Annotated in this window: 20 protein-coding genes and 1 pseudogene; 17 read left to right on the forward strand and 4 right to left on the reverse strand. The window is 37.5% G+C overall.

The features are described from left to right. Positions 1–3 precede the first annotated feature (3 nt). Complete coding sequence (locus tag CZ490_RS02060; protein ID WP_077617324.1) at positions 4–798, forward strand: NAD kinase; 795 nt, start codon at positions 4–6, stop codon at positions 796–798. 222 nt (positions 799–1,020) lie between these two features. Then, the gene (locus CZ490_RS02065) at positions 1,021–1,920 is read left to right on the forward strand and encodes an RluA family pseudouridine synthase (protein WP_142255322.1); all 900 of its coding nucleotides are present in this window, start codon (positions 1,021–1,023) and stop codon (positions 1,918–1,920) included. Between the two features lie 212 nt (positions 1,921–2,132). Here CZ490_RS02065 and prpE read toward each other — a convergent pair whose 3' ends face one another. Next, entirely contained in the window at positions 2,133–2,870 is a 738-nt protein-coding gene (gene prpE / locus CZ490_RS02070; RefSeq protein ID WP_077617326.1) for a bis(5'-nucleosyl)-tetraphosphatase PrpE, read from the reverse strand. Positions 2,871–3,042: 172 nt separating this feature from the next. After that, positions 3,043–4,221, reverse strand: coding sequence for an FtsW/RodA/SpoVE family cell cycle protein (locus CZ490_RS02075; RefSeq protein WP_077617327.1), 1,179 nt, complete (start codon positions 4,219–4,221; stop codon positions 3,043–3,045). A gap of 249 nt (positions 4,222–4,470) precedes the next feature. Here CZ490_RS02075 and mgtE point away from each other — a divergent pair, with 249 nt between their 5' ends. Beyond that, entirely contained in the window at positions 4,471–5,853 is a 1,383-nt protein-coding gene (gene mgtE, locus CZ490_RS02080) for a magnesium transporter (RefSeq protein ID WP_077617328.1), read from the forward strand. A gap of 24 nt (positions 5,854–5,877) precedes the next feature. Further along, positions 5,878–7,725: a monovalent cation:proton antiporter family protein gene (locus tag CZ490_RS02085; RefSeq protein ID WP_077617329.1), complete on the forward strand. Its 1,848-nt coding sequence runs from the start codon at positions 5,878–5,880 to the stop codon at positions 7,723–7,725. A 113-nt stretch (positions 7,726–7,838) separates the two neighbouring features. Here the strand turns inward: CZ490_RS02085 and fabI are convergent, their stop codons facing one another. After that, complete coding sequence (gene fabI / locus CZ490_RS02090) at positions 7,839–8,618, reverse strand: enoyl-ACP reductase FabI (RefSeq protein WP_077617330.1); 780 nt, start codon at positions 8,616–8,618, stop codon at positions 7,839–7,841. A 270-nt stretch (positions 8,619–8,888) separates the two neighbouring features. On the opposite strand from fabI, the gene CZ490_RS02095 reads away from it, so the two are divergent. From CZ490_RS02095 to CZ490_RS02110, 4 genes and pseudogenes are all read left to right on the forward strand, one after another. Continuing rightward, positions 8,889–9,095, forward strand: coding sequence for a helix-turn-helix transcriptional regulator (locus CZ490_RS02095; protein WP_077617331.1), 207 nt, complete (start codon positions 8,889–8,891; stop codon positions 9,093–9,095). A 21-nt stretch (positions 9,096–9,116) separates the two neighbouring features. Beyond that, positions 9,117–9,494, forward strand: a complete 378-nt coding sequence (locus CZ490_RS02100; protein ID WP_142255323.1) for a permease — start codon at positions 9,117–9,119, stop codon at positions 9,492–9,494. A 457-nt stretch (positions 9,495–9,951) separates the two neighbouring features. Beyond that, on the forward strand, positions 9,952–11,184 hold the full coding sequence (locus tag CZ490_RS02105) for a bacillibactin exporter BcbE (RefSeq protein WP_077617333.1): 1,233 nt from the start codon (positions 9,952–9,954) through the stop codon (positions 11,182–11,184). Between the two features lie 6 nt (positions 11,185–11,190). Next, positions 11,191–12,533 (forward strand): annotated as a pseudogene (locus CZ490_RS02110) (amino acid permease). Here CZ490_RS02110 and CZ490_RS02115 read toward each other — a convergent pair. Continuing rightward, complete coding sequence (locus CZ490_RS02115; protein WP_077617334.1) at positions 12,530–13,159, reverse strand: LysE family transporter; 630 nt, start codon at positions 13,157–13,159, stop codon at positions 12,530–12,532. The pseudogene CZ490_RS02110 and the gene CZ490_RS02115 sit on opposite strands and share 4 nt — an antisense overlap. 86 nt (positions 13,160–13,245) lie before the next feature. Here CZ490_RS02115 and CZ490_RS02120 point away from each other — a divergent pair, with 86 nt between their 5' ends. The 9 genes from CZ490_RS02120 to CZ490_RS02160 all read left to right on the forward strand — a co-directional run bounded on the left by CZ490_RS02120 (position 13,246) and on the right by CZ490_RS02160 (position 20,093). Beyond that, positions 13,246–13,494, forward strand: a complete 249-nt coding sequence (locus CZ490_RS02120) for a hypothetical protein (protein ID WP_077617335.1) — start codon at positions 13,246–13,248, stop codon at positions 13,492–13,494. Between the two features lie 183 nt (positions 13,495–13,677). Further along, positions 13,678–14,508, forward strand: a complete 831-nt coding sequence (locus tag CZ490_RS02125) for a UTP--glucose-1-phosphate uridylyltransferase (protein ID WP_077617336.1) — start codon at positions 13,678–13,680, stop codon at positions 14,506–14,508. Beyond that, positions 14,505–15,782: a UDP-glucose dehydrogenase family protein gene (locus tag CZ490_RS02130; protein ID WP_077617337.1), complete on the forward strand. Its 1,278-nt coding sequence runs from the start codon at positions 14,505–14,507 to the stop codon at positions 15,780–15,782. Before CZ490_RS02125 ends, CZ490_RS02130 begins: the two co-directional genes overlap by 4 nt. 88 nt (positions 15,783–15,870) lie before the next feature. Next, the gene (locus tag CZ490_RS02135) at positions 15,871–16,224 is read left to right on the forward strand and encodes a DUF1360 domain-containing protein (protein WP_077617338.1); all 354 of its coding nucleotides are present in this window, start codon (positions 15,871–15,873) and stop codon (positions 16,222–16,224) included. A 112-nt stretch (positions 16,225–16,336) separates the two neighbouring features. Then, positions 16,337–16,585 (forward strand): hypothetical protein, encoded by a 249-nt coding sequence (locus tag CZ490_RS02140; protein ID WP_077617339.1) that lies wholly within the window; start codon positions 16,337–16,339, stop codon positions 16,583–16,585. A 174-nt stretch (positions 16,586–16,759) separates the two neighbouring features. Continuing rightward, positions 16,760–17,020, forward strand: coding sequence for a hypothetical protein (locus tag CZ490_RS02145; RefSeq protein WP_077617340.1), 261 nt, complete (start codon positions 16,760–16,762; stop codon positions 17,018–17,020). A gap of 205 nt (positions 17,021–17,225) precedes the next feature. After that, positions 17,226–18,191 carry a serine/threonine-protein kinase gene (locus tag CZ490_RS02150; protein WP_234987153.1) on the forward strand — a complete coding sequence of 322 codons (966 nt, stop codon included), beginning with the start codon at positions 17,226–17,228 and terminating at the stop codon, positions 18,189–18,191. Between the two features lie 41 nt (positions 18,192–18,232). After that, positions 18,233–19,336 (forward strand): glycosyltransferase family 4 protein, encoded by a 1,104-nt coding sequence (locus tag CZ490_RS02155; RefSeq protein ID WP_077617341.1) that lies wholly within the window; start codon positions 18,233–18,235, stop codon positions 19,334–19,336. Beyond that, positions 19,314–20,093, forward strand: coding sequence for a HipA family kinase (locus CZ490_RS02160; RefSeq protein ID WP_077617342.1), 780 nt, complete (start codon positions 19,314–19,316; stop codon positions 20,091–20,093). The genes CZ490_RS02155 and CZ490_RS02160 overlap by 23 nt, the downstream gene beginning before the upstream one ends. The last annotated feature ends 41 nt before the right edge of the window (positions 20,094–20,134 follow it).

Below are 20,134 nucleotides of genomic sequence, written 5' to 3' on the forward strand. Positions count from 1 at the left end.
ATAATGAAATTTGCAGTAACTTCGAGAGGTGACTCGAACTCGAATACATTAATGCAGAAAATAAAAACGTATTTAATGGATTTCGGGCTCACATATGATGAAGACCAACCAGATATTGTAGTAACAGTTGGTGGAGACGGAACATTGCTGTATGCTTTTCACCGATATAGAAGCCGGTTGGATAAAACAGCATTTGTTGGGATCCACACTGGACATCTGGGTTTTTATGCAGACTGGGTTCCTGAAGAAATTGAAAAACTTGTAATTGCTATAGCAAAGACTCCATATCAAGTAGTGGAATATCCATTACTTGAGGTTTATATTCGCTATATTAATGGTGAGCGGGAATCGAGATATCTTGCATTGAATGAATGTACGGTAAAAAGTGTTGAAGGCTCACTTGTTATGGACCTTGAGATCAAGGGGCAGCTATTTGAAACTTTCCGTGGGGATGGATTATGTATTTCGACACCATCTGGAAGTACTGCGTATAATAAAGCGCTTGGCGGGGCGATTCTACATCCTGCAATTGAGGCTATTCAAGTTGCGGAAATGGCCTCAATAAATAATAGGGTGTTCAGGACAATTGGTTCACCTTTAATTTTACCTAATCATCACACCATTCTAATGAAGCCTGTAAATGACGTTGATTTTCACATTACTATCGATCATTTAACCCTTTTACACAAGGATGTGAAATCGATTCAATGTCGTGTGGCTCCAGAGAAAGTGCGTTTTGCTCGTTTTCGACCTTTCCCATTTTGGAAAAGAGTACGTGATTCATTTATTTCTGACTGACAGAAATGCGGAGGCGAGCGTATAGCGACGTACGGACTGAGGCCCACAGGATGTGGGTCACACAGACGTTGCCACAGGACGTGGCGTTATTAGTCTGTGTTCCTCAAAGGAGATAAAGGAAACACGGTGAGCGAAGTGAGCCGATGTTGAGCTTATTGTACGAAGGGTGTCTCGCTAGTCGCTGCGAGCTGTAGCTGAACAAATTGGAAAGGAAAATAAATCGTGTCGGCTTTTACACTTGAATGGCAGATATCTACACAGGATGCTGGAAAATTAATACGAGATTTTTTAAAAGAACAGGCCATTTCCAAAACTGCTCTAGTTGATATTAAATTTGCTGGTGGTGGCATTTTCATAAACGACAGGCCAGTTACAGTTCGTTATAGTCTCTCGAAGGACGAGGTACTCAAGGTGGTTTTTCCCCCGGAGGAACCAAGTCACGAGTTAAAACCTGAGAAGCTACCATTGCACATTGTGTATGAGGATTCATATGTTTTGGTTGTCAATAAACCGCCTTATCAACTCTCTATTCCATCAAGGGAGAGCTCAAGTGGAAGTCTTGCAAATGCGTTGTTATCTTATTATCAGTCCACAGGACTTGGTGCAACTGTCCACTTAGTAAATCGACTCGATAAGGATACCTCGGGTCTACTCCTGGTCGCTAAGCACCGACACATTCATCATCTATTATCGGAGCAGCAAAAAGCGGGTTGTTTGAATAGGACTTATGAGGCAATCGTTCATGGCGTCTTGGCCGATGAATGTGGAACCATTGATGCTTCAATTGGAAGGAAAGACGATAGCATCATTGAACGTCAGGTTCGAGAGGATGGACAGAAGGCGGTTACTCATTTTAATGTGTTGGAGAGGTTTGGTAAGTATACACGTGTGGAGCTTCAACTAGAAACTGGAAGGACCCATCAGATTCGCGTTCATCTCTCACATATCGGTCATCCAATTGTAGGAGATGATTTGTATGGGGGAGAACGAACAGAGATTGATCGACAAGCACTCCATTGTCGGAAGCTATGTTTTCGCCATCCGATGAATCAACAAGAGAAGGTTTTCACTGCAGAATTGCCGGATGATATGAAAGAATTATTAGAAAAGGCGACCATTTGAATATGGTCGCTATATTTAGGTACGAGTCGTATTTGAGTTTTATTCATGAGTGAGGCTACTTTGGAGAACATAGGAGTTTCATGTGCCACTAGAAGCGTCTCACGGTACAAGCTAAGCGAGAAAAAGGAAGAGCATGTACTGCAAGAAGAGCCAAGACATACATGCTCAGTTGAATAGAAAATATGCAAATTCTATTAAGATGTCTAAGTTCTCTACCCGAACTCTCGAAATTTCTCTGCTACCAACGGTATTGACGAAGGAACTTGAACTATGTCCATTTCCGGATATCTAAAAGCAGTCAAACGTCCGCCAAAGACACAACCAGTATCAATATTAATCGTATTGTTCACTCTTCGAGGTTCTTTAACCGGTGTGTGCCCATAAACAATCAACGCCGAACCCTTATATTGCTTTGCCCAATCCCGTCTTTCTGGAGTCCCATCTGGATTTTTTTTACCGGTGATGTCACCGTACAATACAAAGGTTTTTACCTTTTTATCAGTACGACCAATATAGTCCTCTCGTATTCCTGCATGCGCGATTACTAGTTTTCCCTTATCAAGCTGTTTGTAAAGCGAAGCACCATCATATAGCTCAATGAATTGATTTTGAATGGATTGTTGGTCATCTTTATTTAATGCTTCATATTCTGCAACGGTTGTTTCCAAACCATGAGTCGTTTGAACCTTGTTCCCGATTAAGTATCGGTAAAGTTTATTACAATGGTTACCTGGTACGTAGAATGCCTTGTTCGCTTGTACTACTAGCTGATATACCACTTCGATTACACGTAAAGATTCAGGACCTCGATCGGTCAAATCTCCAACAAATGCAAGTTTTCGATCATTATGTAGTGGAATCCCACTTTCCCATGAATAACCAAGCTTCATCGTTAATTCTTCAAACTCTTGAAAACATCCATGTATATCGCCGATTATATCAAGTTTCATCTTTAAGCACCTTTCTTTAAAAAATCACGCCATACTCCCTATTATAAGGAGAATGGCGTGATTTTATTTTAAAAGATTAGTGTCTAGCTACAGCGCTTAGCCGCCGGTGGGGTACTAATGCTTACCGGACTTGCATTGGAAGTTCTACTTCAAAAGCGTTTTGGCCTTCATATTAATCGAACATAAATTTCTTTGTTCTAGATCGAACATTCAGCACAATGCCAATTGCAATCATGTAAGTGGCAAGGGAACTCCCCCCATAACTAATGAAGGGTAGTGGTAGTCCTGTAATTGGCAAGATACCAACTGTCATTCCAACATTTTGGAACACTTGGAAAGTAATCATTCCAATCACACCCGCACAAAGATAACTTCCGTATGGATCATGACTTTCTAATGCAATATGAATCATTCTGTAAATTAATAAGAAGAATAAAGAAATAATAATACTGGTTCCAATAAAACCGAATTGTTCCGCAACCACGGCGAAGATAAAATCGGTATGACCTTCAGGAATTGTCACCTCAGACTCCTGGAAACCTTTTCCTTGCAATTGACCAGATCCAATTGCAAGTAATGAACGGACTAATTGGTGGCCTTCGTTACCAGCAGTTCCAAAAGGATCGAGCCATCCATAAAAACGACTCATCTGATAGTCCTTAATAATATACGTAAAGAAAAACTCTGGAAAATTAAAGTAGAGAAAAACACCTGTCGATACTGTTAAAACAGCCGTAAATATCGCTACTAGAATTATTCTCCATTTAATACCAGCAACTAGAATCATTGTTGCAATGATTGACATAAACACCATCGTCATCCCCATATCTGGCTGTAACACTAATAAACCGATTGGTGGGGCAGAGGCTAAAATAATTTTTCCAATTAGGAGTAAATCATCACTTACTGTGTTAATCGGATATTTTTCACGATGATCGACAATGATTTTACTTAACACAATAATTAAAATAATTTTCATTAATTCAGATGGTTGGAAGCTTCCGGCACCCGGAATGTTGTACCAGCTTGTAGCACCTTTCGTTTCATCAGCAAAAGGGAGGTCGAAGATATACTTTTCAACAAAAAGTCCGAATAATAATACCATCCCAAACCCATATAGGTACCAGGAAATCATTTTAAATCGGTCAAAATCAATAACCATTGTTCCGATAATCGCAATAATTCCTATGACATACCATTGAAGTTGTTGCGCTGCGAAATTAATATTTTTAAGCTTTTCCGGTAAAAAGGGCTGTGCACTTTGAATTGCAATGGCACTGACGATGGCCATTAGAAATAAGATAAACAACAGTGTATAATCAATTTTTTGTGGATTACTTTCTTTATTCATGGATAAAAAAATCCTTTCTAAACAAGCACGAGTTTTATATTATATAAAACAGGGTATAAATCTTTATCACTTTTTAGATAAAGAACCAATTCTATCTTAGCTTATTTTTGAGTGATTGCAAATCATTACATTATGGAAAACTAAAAAATTATAATATACATAGGGCCCAAAAAGTAAATGGCTTATGTTACATTTTTGCAAATGTTAGGTTAAAGTTTTATTTTTGATTTGCAAGGGGGGAAACCGGATATGTTACAACATGAGGTAAATGAAAGAGAACAGCAGCAAATAGAAAATGAACAATTGCTTACAGCTCTTCAAAATGAGAATATCGATGAATTCCGAAACGTATTTTTAGATATACATCCATATGAAAGAGCAAAATTCTATTCGAAGCTACCGAAAGATGCTAGAATGCACCTATACCTTTTTTTGTCTCCAGCAGAAATGGCTGAGGTTTTTGAAAACCTTGAAATTGATGAGACTGAATATGAAGAGCTTTTGTCTGAAATGGACCCTAATTTTGTCGCAGATATGCTCTCACAAATGTATGCGGACGACGCTGTAGATGTCCTAAATGAATTAGATAAAGAACAGGTTGCTAGCTATTTGACAATTATGGATGATGAAGCTGCAGGAGAGATTAAACAGCTACTTCATTATGAAGAATATACAGCCGGTAGTATAATGACTACCGAATTTATTGCAATACATGCCAATCAAACCGTGAAATCGGCTATGCATATATTAAAAAAGGAAGCACCCAGAGCTGAAACAATCTATTATGTATATGTTATTGATGAAGAGAAACGACTTGTAGGTGTTATTTCGATACGTGACTTACTTGTCACAGATGATGACACAATGATTCACGAAATTGTGAATGACCGGGTTGTATCTGTCTCTGTTAGTGAGGATCAGGAAGAAGTAGCACGGCGGATGAAGGACTACAATTTCTTAGCTGTGCCAGTTGTTGACTTTCAAAACCATTTATTAGGGATTATTACAGTAGACGATATTATTGATGTTATGGATGAAGAAGCATCTGATGATTACTCAAAATTAGCTGGGATATCAGATGTTGACTCTGCAGATAAAAATATATTTACATCAGCAAAAAACAGATTACCCTGGTTAATTATTTTATCATTTCTTGGAATGCTAACAGCAAGCTTGATTGGTAGGTTTGAAGCTACATTAGATCAGGTGGCAATTTTAGCTGTCTTTATTCCGTTAATTGCTGGTATGGCTGGTAACACAGGAACGCAAGCATTAGCGGTTGCAGTCAGGAGAATTGCAATTGGTGAAGATGAAGATGAGAATAAATGGAAGTTAATCTTACGTGAAGCAGGAACAGGTGTCATAACTGGGACGGTTTGTGGAACGGTAATAATGTTCGTGGTTTATTTTTGGAAAGGTGATTTCTTTCTGGGGATCTTAGTTGGCATTTCAATTTTCATTACATTGATTGTAGCAACATTGGCTGGTGCACTTGTACCATTGCTCATGCACCGATTAAAGGTTGACCCCGCGGTTGCTTCAGGTCCATTTATTACGACAATTAATGATATTATTAGTATTTTAATTTATTTTGGATTAGCTACATTATTTATGAATTATTTAGTTTCATAATTGATTTTAATAAGGGGGTAAAGTATGGAACATGGTGCTTCAGTAACATCGTTAGTTATTGTAATGGTGGTGGCCTTTTTAACACCACTGTTATTACATAGGTTTAAACTTCGAGCAATTCCTGTTGTTGTAGCAGAAATTATTATGGGGATTATTATCGGGAAAAGTGGGTTTGATGTAGTAGAACCTGATATGTGGCTTGAAACATTATCTACCTTGGGATTCATCTTTTTAATGTTTTTAAGTGGGGTAGAAATTGATTTCACCTCGTTTGTAGGAGGAAAAAAGAAAGAAAAGCTCCCAAATGGTAAAATAGCTCCAAATACATTCCTTGTATCTATAATTGTTTTTGCTGGAATTTTTATATTATCGCTATTATTATCCATGATTTTTGTTTGGACTGGTTTTACAGATAATGCCTTTTTAATGACGTTAATCATTTCTACTATTTCTTTAGGTGTTGTCGTACCAACTCTGAAAGATGCCCAGATCATGAAAACAAACATAGGTCAGGTTATTTTATTAGTTGCAGTAGTGTCAGATCTTGTAACGATGATCTTACTTGCTGTTTTTGCTTCTATTTACGGTGGCGGAGAGAGCAATATGTGGCTTCTGTTAGTCTTGTTTGGTGCAGGTGTACTTTTGTATTTTGTCGGAAAGAGATTCCAAAATCGTTCCTTCCTTGAAACGATGTCAAAAGGAACAATTCATATCGGAATGAGAGCAATCTTTGCATTAATCATTATCCTCGTTGCACTATCGGAAACGATTGGTGCAGAGAATATATTAGGTGCATTCTTAGCAGGTGTATTAGTATCGTTGCTATCACCAAATCATGAAATGGTGCAAAAACTAGATTCATTTGGTTATGGTTTCTTAATCCCAATCTTTTTCGTAATGATTGGGGTTGAGCTTGACCTTTGGGCGCTTTTCCAGGATCCAAAGATACTCATGTTAATTCCGTTATTATTTATCGCCCTAGTTATATCTAAGGTGGTTCCGATTATCTATATTAGGCGCTGGTATGATTGGAGAACGACTCTTGGTGCAGGGGCATTGTTAACTTCAACGTTATCACTTGTTATTGCAGCAGCAACCGTTGGGGAGAAGATGGGAATCATTGATGACCGTATGTCTGGTGCATTGATCTTAGTCGCGGTTATCGCAAGTATTATTTCGCCAATAGGTTTTAAAAAGCTTTTCCCAAAACAAGAAGCCGAAGAACCTGTTATCCGTGTCGGATTTATCGGTGCAAATCAAATGACATTACCCGTAACACGGGATTTGAATTCAAACCTGTATGACACAACTATTTATCATACAAAACAAGAAAAAATTGATAAACGGCATTCTGATTCATTGTTTGAGATTGTCGAACTTGAGGATTATTCGGTTGAGAGCCTTCAAGCTTCAGACGTGTTTGATGTAGATATTCTTGTTATAACAACAGGGTCTGATGAAAGGAACGCTGAAATTGCAAAATTCGCCAAGGAAAATGGAGTTGACCGTGTAATTGCAAGAATCGAAACTGCAGGCCTCGGTGAGGAACTCAAGGAATTAAATATTGATGTATTCTCATTATTAATGTCAACAAACACATTACTACGTGCACTAATTGAGGCGCCAAGTATCATGACAATCCTGACTAATCAGGAACAATCGTTATATCAAATTCAAATGAATAATAGTTTATATGACGGAACGATGCTTCGAAATTTCCCGTTTACTGGGGATGTTATCTTTGTTCGTATCTTTAGAGGCAAGGACTCTATTGTTCCTCATGGAGATACAGAACTTCATCTTGGTGACCGACTGATTGTAACGGGATCAAGAGAGTATGTAGATGAATTGAAGGTAGATTTAGAATTCTAAAGGAAAAGAGGGCGAACCATTTATTGGTCGCCCTCTTTATTATTGTCAAACTTATATCACCTCGCCTCGAATCATATACAGATTAACGAGTGCCTTGGCGCATTTATTTCTAATTACCCGACAATATTATAACCAGAATCAACATAGATGATTTCGCCAGTAACGCCGCGTGATAGGTTACTCAGCATCGCTACAGACATATTACCGACGTCTTCCTTTGTAACATTACGTTGTAGAGGAGCCTTTTCTTCAATCATTTTCATAATATCATTGAATCCAGGCACACCTTTTGCCGCTAATGTTCTAATTGGACCAGCAGATATCGCGTTAATTCTGATTCCATCCTTACCAAGGTCAAAAGTAAGGTATCTTACGCACGCTTCAAGTGCAGCCTTTGCAACACCCATTACATTGTATCCAGGGAGGGCTCGTACTGCACCTAAATAGGACATTGTGATTATTGAAGCATCTTCAGCTAAATATGGTCGAGCAGCGTTTGCTGCGGCAACTAAAGAATAGCTACTTGTGTCTTGAGCAAATGCATATCCATCTCTTGATGTCTCTATGAAATCACCTTTTAAGTCATCTGCGTTTGCGAATGCTACAGAGTGAACTAGGCCGTGAATTGTTCCCACTTTTTCACCGATTTCAGTGAACGCTTGTGAGATACTTTCATCACTGTTTACATCACATCTAACAATCATTTCAGCAGGGTAGTTATATTTTTCCAATAATTTTTCTAACTTTTCGCGTGATCGATCCAAGCGGTAGGTATAGATTAATTTAGCACCGGCTTTATAGAGGGATTCCGCAACACCCCATGCAATACTTCTTTCATTGGCTACGCCCATAATGACAATATTTTTACCTTCTAATTGTAATAAATCTTCCATTGTTACCTCCATACTGCATAAGAAATTTTTTGCACTCTAATATTATTATACCTGGTTTTAGTATCTGATACTAACTATATCATTTTTTCTTCTTTTCCCCAAGTGGTTGGAAGTAGTTTTTAAAAATTTTGATAGGAAGTAATTTATTGCTAAAGCCACTACAGGTAGTGGGTTGTTTGAGTATAGGTTTATTTTGCTATTTTTGTAAAGGAAACTTGACGTAAAGTAAGCTTTACATTAAAATGGTATTACAACGAGGTGGTGAATGGGTTGAAGAATAGGGTCTCAGAGTTTAGAAAGAAACTTGGTTTTTCACAAGATAGGCTAGCTGATCGATTAGGGGTTTCTAGACAAACAATTATTTCAATTGAAAAGGGTAAGTACAACCCTTCTCTTCCTCTGGCAATGATTATTGCTGAATTATTTGATACGAGTGTGGAGAATGTTTTTATTTTGGAAGATGATGATTATAAGTAATAAGGTAGGGGGATGGTTTCAGTGAAATCTTCAAGAATTATGTTTATTGTTTTGGGTTTTTCCTTTTTAGTGATGAGTGGATTTACGGTTTTTGCAGGAATCATGGCTAATTCAACTCCACCTTCTGGATCTTATATGATGGTGGGAATGGCCATTATGTGTTTTTGTTTAAGTTATCTATATCCCCAATTCAAGCAAAAGGATGAAAGAATGCAGCTTATAAGATACAAGGGTATGGTGGTTACTTTCATTGCGACTATGCTTTACTTGATTTTCTTGAACATAGGGTTACAGGCTGAATGGTTTATTTTGTCAGCCATGCAGGTAGTTCACATTTTGTCTACATTAATCATCTGTACAGTGTTTATTTCTCTTGTTGTTTATTCTAAAATTTATTAATGGTTAATTTTTACAAGAAAAAAAGTAATCTAGCTGAAAATTACCACATAGTCCCCACATAAACTCCTCCCGATAGTGTGGCTTAATCAACTCACATATAGAAAAGAAATGCGTTTTATCCCATTTTTATGAGAGTGTGTCCTGCCATCACAGGATACACTCTTTTTTTGTGCATAGTAAACGAGGTTTAAGGTAAGGTTAATCTTGATATAACTTATTGCAGGGGGATTGTAAATTAATTAAGGTGCAGCTCTAAATTCAAGTGAGATTTTAAACTAAATTAACTTACCAATTTCTTTCAGTGTATTCGACTATTTTAAAAGGAAAATTAATATGAGCATAGGATCACACTAAGCAGCACAACATTTTCTGACACATATATGTGTTGGTCTGAATAAATGATTGAAATACGACAGGTGCATTTGATACTATTAGAATTCTCAAAGGAGATAGGAGAATGCAGAAAAAAGAGAAATGGGGCGTGCTTTCACTTGCATCTATCCCATTAGTCATGACCTTGGGAAATTCTATGCTAATTCCCGTTTTACCAATGATGGAAAAAGAAATCGGTATCACACCATTTCAATCAAGTTTAATTATTACTATATATTCAATTGTAGCTATTATCCTAATCCCGATTGCTGGCTTTCTTTCAGATCGAATTGGAAGGAAAAAGGTAATTATCCCAAGTTTAATTATTGCTGGTATCGGTGGACTAATTGCTGGCCTAGCTTCCTGGCTATTTGAAAGTCCATATTTGTTAATTCTAGTTGGGAGACTTCTACAGGGAGTTGGGGCTGCTGGTGCTTCCCCAATTGTTTTACCATTAGTTGGTGATATGTGTAAGACTGAGAAGGATGTGAATACAGGACTTGGCTTAATTGAAACCTCGAATACATTTGGAAAGGTACTAAGTCCAATATTAGGTGCAGTACTTGCAGCTTTGATTTGGTATATGCCTTTTTTTGCTTTCCCTGTTTTTTGTTTAATTTCAATCCTTCTCATTCAATTTATGGTCCAAGCACCTAAAAAAAATGATGTAGATACATCTAGCTTTTCATTTTTTCTAAAGAAAGTCATGCGAACTCTTAAGGAAGAAGGGCGCTGGTTGATTTGTATTTTCATCGTTGGCACAATATGTATGTATATTCTCTTTGGTATGCTCTTCTTCTTGTCATCTATTTTAGAAGACAAGTATGGAATTGATGGGATTATTAAGGGGTTAATCCTCGCTATACCACTTGGTGCACTATGTCTAGCATCTTTTATTACAGGAAAGAAACTTGACGATGACAAAAATAAAATCAAGTGGATTATTTTCTTCGGATTTTTAGTCACAACGGCAGCTGTTTTTGCAATCTGTTACACGGAAAATTTATATGTCTTTCTCGTTGGTCTAGTGTTTACTGGTATTGGAATTGGAGTAGCGCTCCCAAGCTTGGATGCTCTCATCACAAATGGAATAGAAAAAGACGAAAGAGGCACGATTACTTCAATTTATAGTAGTGCCAGATTCATCGGTGTTGCTGTTGGACCACCTGTTTTTGCAATTTTAATGAAGATTTCACATGATATATTGTTTTTCTCGGTTGCTGGGATTTCAGCAATTGCAACCATTCTTGTGTTATTTTTCATTAAGCCGCCAAAACGAGTACGAACTGATTCTTTATTCCAAAAGGTAAAGAGGTAGAGACATATGGCAAAGGAAAAAGAGAAAAAAATAAAGTGGTGGCAGCTTTCCCTTTTTGGGGTAGGATGTACAATCGGTACAGGTTTTTTTCTAGGGTCCAGTATTGCAATCCGCACAGCGGGCCCTTCTGTACTGATTCTATTTGTAATTGCTGCAATAGTGACCTACTTTGTATATGATGGTTAGCTAAACTAACTGCGAAGAAGCCTGAAAAAGGTGCGTTTCGTACGTATGCAAAACAAGCATTTGGAAAATGGGCGGGCTTTAGCATAGGCTGGATTTATTGGAGTGCAGAAATGCTAATCATGGGGAGTCAATTGACTGCCTTATCGATATTTACAAAGTTTTGGTTCCCAGGTATTCCTTTATGGGTCTTTGCAGCTATCTATGGTGTGTTAGGACTAGCAGTATTGTTAATTGGTACGAGTGGAATCAATAAATTAGAGAATGTATTTGCGCTTATCAAAATCTCCGCAATCCTGATGTTCATCGTGATTGCAGCCTTAGCCGTAACAGGTGCTATTGATGGAACTCGCGACCCTCAATTACCAACTGAATATTTCCCTAAAGGTATATTGGGTCTTTGGTCCGCTTTACTTTTTGCCTTTTATGCCTTTGGTGGAATTGAAGTAATGGGGTTAATGGCAACTCAACTTAAGGACAAAAACGATGCTCCTAAGGCTGGGAAGGTCATGCTTTTACTGCTGACGATTATCTATTTAGGATCTATTGGACTTGCTGTAATGCTTGTATCGTGGAATGTTTTTACTGGTGAAGAAAGTACATTTGTTGTTGCCTTAGATAACTACAATATCCCATTGGTAGCTGATATTTTTAATGGTGCACTCATAATTGGTGGTTTCTCTACCATGGTTGCTGCACTTTATGGTGTTACCAGTATTTTAGTTAACTTATCCGAAGATGGTGATGCCCCAAAGGTATTTTCAAAAAAAGGAAAACTAAAAGTACCCTTACCGGCATTTATTTTAACCTCATCTGGACTGTTAGCATCAATTATTTTTTCATTGCTCATGCCTGACAGCATTTACGAATATATAACAACCGGAGCAGGTCTAATGCTCTTATACAATTGGCTCTTTATCCTATTGTCTGCAAACCGACTATTAAAGCCTGGATTCGTCGGGAAGATGAAATACTACCTTGGTGTATTATTTATTCTATTAGCGGTTAGTGGAACTTTATTTAGTAAAGAAATTCGTCCAGGCTTCTTTATTAGTCTAGGATTTGTATTGATCATCGGTATCTTTGCTTTCTTTAAAAACAGAGGTGGGAAAAAGAAAGATGTCATGAGTATGGGTTCATTGTTTGAAAAGCTTGAAAAGCCTTAATGACTAAGCAATAGGGCTATACCCTGAATACCAAAGTATATCCCAAAGCCAATCAGTGAGAGACCAGAAATAATTGATATGAGTGCTAACAAACGAGATGTTAAAATTTTTCGGAATCCACTTGAAATAGTGGCCATTGTGACATCCCAAAGTAACAATCCACAAAATATGGCAGCACTATAAATAATGAGCTCACTATTGGTTGAAGTAGATGCTGTTTTCGCTAATACTGAGCCGTAGATGCCAAGCCAAAATAGAATCGTTAGCGGGTTTGTAATGGACATGATAAAGCCAGAAAGAAATGCTTTATAGGTTGGCTCTTGATTTCTGGCTTTTTGTAGATTGACTTTCCCGGCACCGAATAGGCTCTCAATGCCTGTGTAAAGCAATACGAAACAGCCAAATAGCCATAGGAAAGTCTGGATAAATGGGGTATTTATAAAAGATACAAGACCTAAATAGACGACTAACATATACACCCCGTCAGCAACGACTGCACCTACACCTACAAGCCAGGCATGAAGAAATCCATATTTAATCCCTCTATCTAATTGTGCTGCATTTACAGGACCAATTGGTGCTGCAAGACTGAGACCTAAAAGTACATAACTGAGAAGAATACCCATTATAATTACACCTCTTGAAAAGACTTGTCTTAGGAATTGTATTCAAGAGGGTAGACTTGTACCACTATTTTTTTGGAGGTCGGATAATGAACGAGCAATTAGACCAATTTTTACACTCTGTTGATGAAGCACTGAAAGCAGTTATTGAGTCACAAGGGAATGTTGACCAAGAACGATTTCAGAGGGCTCAAAATATGATGTTACATGCAAAATATCTGTTACAAGAGGTGGAGAAAACAGACTTTGTTGAAGACAAGGAGTTTGTTCGTGCAAAAGAAAGGCTTCGTAATCTAGAGGAAACTCATCATGCTATTGAAGCAACAATAAAGTTTTAAACCTTTTTTCATAGACTTTTTTACCCACGGAATCCCGTGGTTTTTTTAGTTTTAAAACCACTAAAAATTCGACTTAGAAACAGTAAGCGTTTTCCTCAATTACCCGCCCTTTCTAAGATGGACAACTTCCTCTAAGACAACTCGTGAATAAATTGGATAATAACAGAAGGGGGGAGACAACTAATGATTAAAAAGGCTATTATTCCTGCAGCTGGTTTTGGAACTAGAGGCTTACCAATGACCAAAGTACTTCCTAAAGAAATGCTCCCTATCGGAGGGCGCCCAGCTATCGATTATATCGTCGAAGAGGCGGTAAATGCAGGTATAGAGCAAATCCTGATGATCGTCTCACGTACAAAAAACTTAATTGTCGATTATTATGACAGATCCTTGGAATTAGAAGCATTTTTAGAACAGCAAAATAAACAACATCTACTCAATACATTGGAGCTTCCTAAAGTGAAAATTTATTATATGAGGCAATTCTATCCGAAGGGATTAGGGCATGCTGTCTCTTTAGCAAAGGACTTTATTGGTAATGATCCCTTTGCTATTTTATTACCGGATGAAATCTATCTATCTACCATTAAAAATCCAACAAAGGAATTAATAGACGCGTATACCCATTATGATAAAAATGTAATTGCTCTACAACAAGTTGATGAAGAACATTTAAAAAGTTATGGAGTTATTCAGGTAGAAAAAAAGGAAAAGGAACGTATCTATAAAATTTCCGATATTGTAGAAAAGCCGGAAAGTAATCCACCATCTAACCTTGCTGTAACAGGGAGATATATATTGAAACCAGACATCTTTTCATGTTTAGAGCAAACAAAGCCAGGTGTTGGCTCTGAGGTTCAGTTGACGGATGCAATTAAACTTATGCTTCAATCTGAGCCGGCTTATGGAATAGAAGTAGCCAGTGAGCGCTTTGATATAGCAAAGGAAGCTGACTATATAAAGCTCGTGCAAAAGGTGTATACAAAGCAACAAGGTGGAGGAGGAATACAGTGAATGTCTTAGTCATTGGCACAGGATATGTCGGAACCACCACTGGCCTTGTTTTATGTGAACGAGGCCACAAGGTGATGGGGCTTGATATTGATAAGAAAAAGGTGGAGGCTTTGTCAAACGGAAGGCTTCATTTTTATGAGAAAGGTTTACCAGAACTATTAAAAGAACATCTTGGGAAGAAAAATATTTCATTTACAACTGATGTCAAAGCAGCGATCGAACAAAATGATATCATTTTTATTTGTGTTGGAACACCTAAAAACGAAGATGGTAGTGCAGATCTGAGTGCAGTATACTCTGTGGCAAGAATGATTGGTACATTTATGAATCAATACAAAGTCGTGATTAATAAAAGCACCGTACCAGTTGGAACGGCGGCAAAAGTTAAAGAAATTATTGAAAGTGTAAATGCGGATATTCCATTTGACGTTGTTTCAAACCCGGAATTTTTAAGGGAAGGATCAGCTCTTTATGATGCGCTTCATCCCGATCGGGTAGTGATTGGTGGCTCTAGTCAGAAAGCGTTTGAGATGATGAGAAGTTTATATTCCACTGAAACAGCACCGTTTATTGAAACGACTCCACAGGCAGCGGAATTAATTAAATACGCCTCCAATTCCTTTCTTGCATTAAAAATCTCTTTTATCAATCAACTTGCTAGACTATGTGACACGTTGGAAGTAGATATCGATGAAGTATCAAAAGGAATGGGTCTAGACCATCGAATTGGCCCTCATTTCCTAAAGGCAGGAATTGGATACGGTGGTTCATGCTTTCCGAAAGATGTAAGTGCATTAATTTCAATCGCAAAAGAACAAGGAATTCGTTTATCTATCTTGGAAGAGGTAGAAGCGATTAATAAGTCGCAACCGTTTTATTTAATAAATAAATTGGAAAACGCATTAGGGGTATTGGAGAAGAAAAGGATTGCTGTGTTAGGTTTAGCCTTTAAGCCAGGTACTGATGACACGAGAGAATCACCGAGCTTGGTATTAATTGATGAACTGATTAAAAAGGGATGTTCATTAAAGGTACACGACCCAATCGTTACAGTCACAGACCAACGTGTGGAGCAGTGTACAGATGTAATCGGAACCGTTTCAGATACTGATGCAGTCGTATTAGTAACTGACTGGGGAGAGTATACACAATTTGATTGGGGAAAAGTGTTCGAAGTAGTCAAACAGCCTTATGTGTTAGATGGAAGGAACGTGTTAAACAAACAAGAACTTGAGAATCTGGGATTTCATTACCAAGGTATTGCAAAACCATAACTGTGAAATTGGTCATCATGAAAATAAAGTGATGGCCATATTTTATTATTAAGAAAAATATTTATTGTAGTTCCGCCGGAAAGGAGGAATTTCTTTGTCTGTATTTGAATTCATTTTACTCTGCTTAGCTAGCTTTCGGCTAACGAGGCTCTTGGTATTTGATAAAATTACTGAATTTATTCGTAGTCCCTTTCATGAGGTAATTGAAGAGGAACTCCCGGATGGAACAGTTGAGGAATACATCCAGCTTAAAGGCACTGGTTTAAGAAGATGGATAGGTGTACTGTTAAGTTGCTATTGGTGCACAGGTATCTGGTCGACGGCTTTTCTGTATCTTATATACGAATTTTATCTGCCCTTGGCTGAACCACTTATTGTTATCTTTGCTATTGCGGGTCTTGCTGCGATTATCGAAACCTGCGTGACAAAACTATTAAATTAGTATATTTGTTTAGTAGGTAAAATACACATTTTCCCAAAAATACACTCCTGTCCATACAGAATATAGACTTATTCCATATAGTATGAATTAGGAACAGTAAAGAGGTGAGAATATGGGGAAAAGTGGACCATCCAAAAACAATGATAGACAATTCCAATCAGATCGCTCAAACCAAGAAGGTTCAAATCAGGCCGAAGAACGCCATAATAGAGAAAACCTATTGAGTGTGAATGCACCGGGTGGTGTTTCTATTCAAGTCTTGGGTATGGATATAAAAATGAGTGACCTGGATATTAAAATTGGCCCTGACGCAAACATTAGCGATATTCAAAGTATCTTCGACCAATTAAGAAGGCAATAACTATTCTAGTAAATAGCCCTAATATCAGATAAAAAAACGAAAGTATCAATTGATACTTTCGTTTTTTTGCTTATTAAATAATTCTTTTGCCCTTTTTGTCTCAAGAATGGACAAACACACTTCCACTTCTTTCACAAACGTATAACTTATAGTACTGATTGGGAGGTGATAAGTATGGGAAAAAAGGACAAAGATAAAGAAAAAGAGAAGGACAAGTCAAAAAAGTATAATGAAATTCGGGCTATTGTAAGAGAAGAATTAGAAAAAATGTTACGAAATCTTTCCGTTCATGTTCAATTAAATGTTAATCCTCAAACTGAAGAAGAACAAAATGCAGCCTTCGCCGAGGAAACCAAAGACCAACAACCAACTGAAGTCCTCGCTGAAGTTAAACCTGAAGATAAAGCTGAATCCCCTCCACAAGAAAGTTCATAGATTTTTAATGAAAAAGGCTGCTTTCAAGTTAAATAGCAGTCTTTTTCATTAAAGAAAATATAGAAAAATTGGTTTTTCTAATCAATCTGTCCTACACAAGAAAAAAACACGGGAATACTATAGATTGATAGTCTTTTACAAATAAAGATTTGTAATTACATTTATATGTAAATAAATCGTAAAAATGTTGTGAGGTGAAATTGAATTGAACAAACAAGTGAATGTAGATTGTAAGGAAATAGAAAAATATGTAGAAGGAATTACTGTTCAAGCACATGAAGATACTGAAGTGACAGTACTAAATAATAACACATCACTTAGAATGATTGGAAAAGGTGTACATGGGGCCGTATTCCAAGTTAATGAAGATGTTTGTATAAAAATATATGGTGAAGAAGATGTTTGTGCCCGTGAGCACTATGCCTTAAGTCTCGGTCAACATACAAATCTATTTCCAAAAATATTTTGCAGTGGTCCAAAATATATTGCCATGGAAATGGTTTATGGGATTGACTTGCGTGAATATCTACAATCCCAGCCTTTAACAAAGACCCTTTCTGCTAAGCTTATAGATCTATTAACAACCTATAAACGTATTGGCCTTGAAAGAATTGACCATCATAAACGTCATATCTTTGTTCAGGATGACGGGAATCTAAAGGTCTTGGATGTAGGTACAACTGTATGGAGAAATCGTGTCTATCCTTATCCTCGAAAACTACTAAATAGCCTAGGAAAGCAATATCAAGAAATGTTCTTAGAGCATGTAAAAGAAATGGCTCCCGCACTTTATGAAGAGTGGCAGAAATATATCGAAATGGAAAAGTATGCGACAGCATTGCATGAAAAGTACTTTGCTCAAGAGGATGTAAATCTAAAGAAACTCAAAAAAGAAGAAAAGATTTTACGAACAGGAGACAGCGAATGGGATTCGAAAATCGAGGATCTCGTACGAAAAGTTCACAAAGAACAATGGATTAAAGCTCTTACCGCTCAAGGGGTAGATATTGAATACGTAAAGGCAAACGCAAAAGAGCTTGAACGCCAATATATCTGGGGTGATAAAAAGAACAAGAAGAACAAAAATGGAAGTCTATACTCAGATAAGGATAGTAAGAGGAAGCCGCGGGTGTTCACTTCTTCATCTAAAAAGAAACGTAAAAAGAAATAGTATTCCTAGATATACGAATAACAACAGAAAGGAGGCTAACCTTGAAGGTATTAGTGATATGGCGTTTATTGACTGTTGGTGGTGTGAATGCGGGGTGGCGAAATCGTGCCATCTATTTTAAAAAATACGGGATTGAAACGGACTTCATGTACGTAAAGGATCTTGGCGGCATGCATATCATGGAAGATGTTGCGACTGTCTATTTAACGAATGATAAAAATGAAATTGTAAACATCATTGAAAAAAATAAATACGATGTCATCATTATCTGTGATACGAAAAAAGGATATAAATGGGTTCGTAAGGCAAATTACAAGGGTCCACTATTAATTGAGGCACGTACGCCCGAGATTATTAAACTAACCCGACATCTTCCAGATTTTGATGCGGTCCAACCTGACCGAATTATTGTACCCTCCCATCATCAAAAGCGCCTCGCATCAATATTAATTGATTCAAACGCACCTTACGAGGTTATTTACAACGGGATTGACACGGAGTTTTTTAAGCCACTTCCTCCTGATGAGACTCACCTAAATAAAAATCCTATTATCCCAAAAGACAAAAAGGTCGTTGCCTATATTGGTAGATTGGATGGGCGGAAAAACTGGAAGCTCTTAATGGAAATTGCCCATCTTGTCAAAAGTGAGCGAGACGATATTGAATTTTGGATCATTGGTGGAAAGAATAGCGTACAAAAAGAAGAATTTGAGACTTATTGGAACGAGCATGGGTTAACGGATATGGTTAAGTGGTATCCAGTTATTCCTTATCAGGAAATGCCCCATATGTACTCAAAGGTTAGGCAATCGGGTGGGTGTACAATTGCTACAACGAAGGGAGAGTCATTCGGAAATACCTTTATCGAATCAATGGCTTGTGGTGTACCAGTTGTAGCTCCCGGTACCTCGTCAATCCCAGAAATTGTTGAAGAAGGTAAGACTGGCTTGCTATATATTGAAGAAAATGCAAGAGATGCAACCAAAAAAATTTACCAAATCGTAGATGCTCCAGAATATTATCAAACATTAGCAACCAATGCGAGAAAACGAGTTGTTTCACACTTCTCGATTGAAAAATGTGCAGAAAGCTATGTTAGATTACTTCATGAATTGACTGGGGGTGACGGGCATCCAAGCAACTAAATATCACCAATTATTTGAAGGTAAATCCAATAACGCACATCTTTTTACCTTCGATAATGGGAAACAGTATATTGTCAAATTTTTAAAAGAAGGCCAAGAAAAACTATTGTTTAACGAATGGATAGGTTATGCAATAGCACGTTATTTACAGCTTCCAGTTCCTCCAAGTAGATTTGTGCAAATTCCGGAATCCTTCTACAGTGAACTAACTGATGGGGAATTAATAAAGGTTACGAATACACAGTTTGCGACCGAATTTATACCCGGCTGTCAAAATGCTCACGATTTAACTTCTCCCAATGTCATTAACCGAAATTCTCTTGCGGGAATAATTATCATGGATTACTGGTTATATAACTTAGATCGAACCAGGAAAAATGTGCTGTTTAAAGAAACAGAAGATGGAAATCACAAACTCTATATTATCGATCATGCAGATCTTTTTGGGTCTTTTGCATGGGATAGTTCAAATTTATCCACATATTGTAGGAAGCTCATGAAAAGTGCAACACATGAACTTATCGCGAGTTTCATCCCTGATGAAAAAGATTTCTATGACCAGTTGGCCATTATTCAAGCAATTCCAATCCACTTATTAAATGAAATAGTCGCATACACGCCCGAAGATTGGGGTATTACCGAAGATGATAAAAAGCGAGTTGTCGACTATTTAGTGTGCCGCCGGGATCTGGTTTTATCTAAATTAATCCGTGATTTTATTAAATCACGATATCGACCTCTTCATTCTACGTCGTAAAGGACAGTGCGCGTCGCTGTCTTTTTTTTAGAACCTTTTTT

Source organism: Litchfieldia sinesaloumensis (genome assembly GCF_900156865.1).
In the GTDB taxonomy this organism is placed as follows: Bacteria; Bacillota; Bacilli; order Bacillales; family Bacillaceae_L; genus Ferdinandcohnia; species Ferdinandcohnia sinesaloumensis.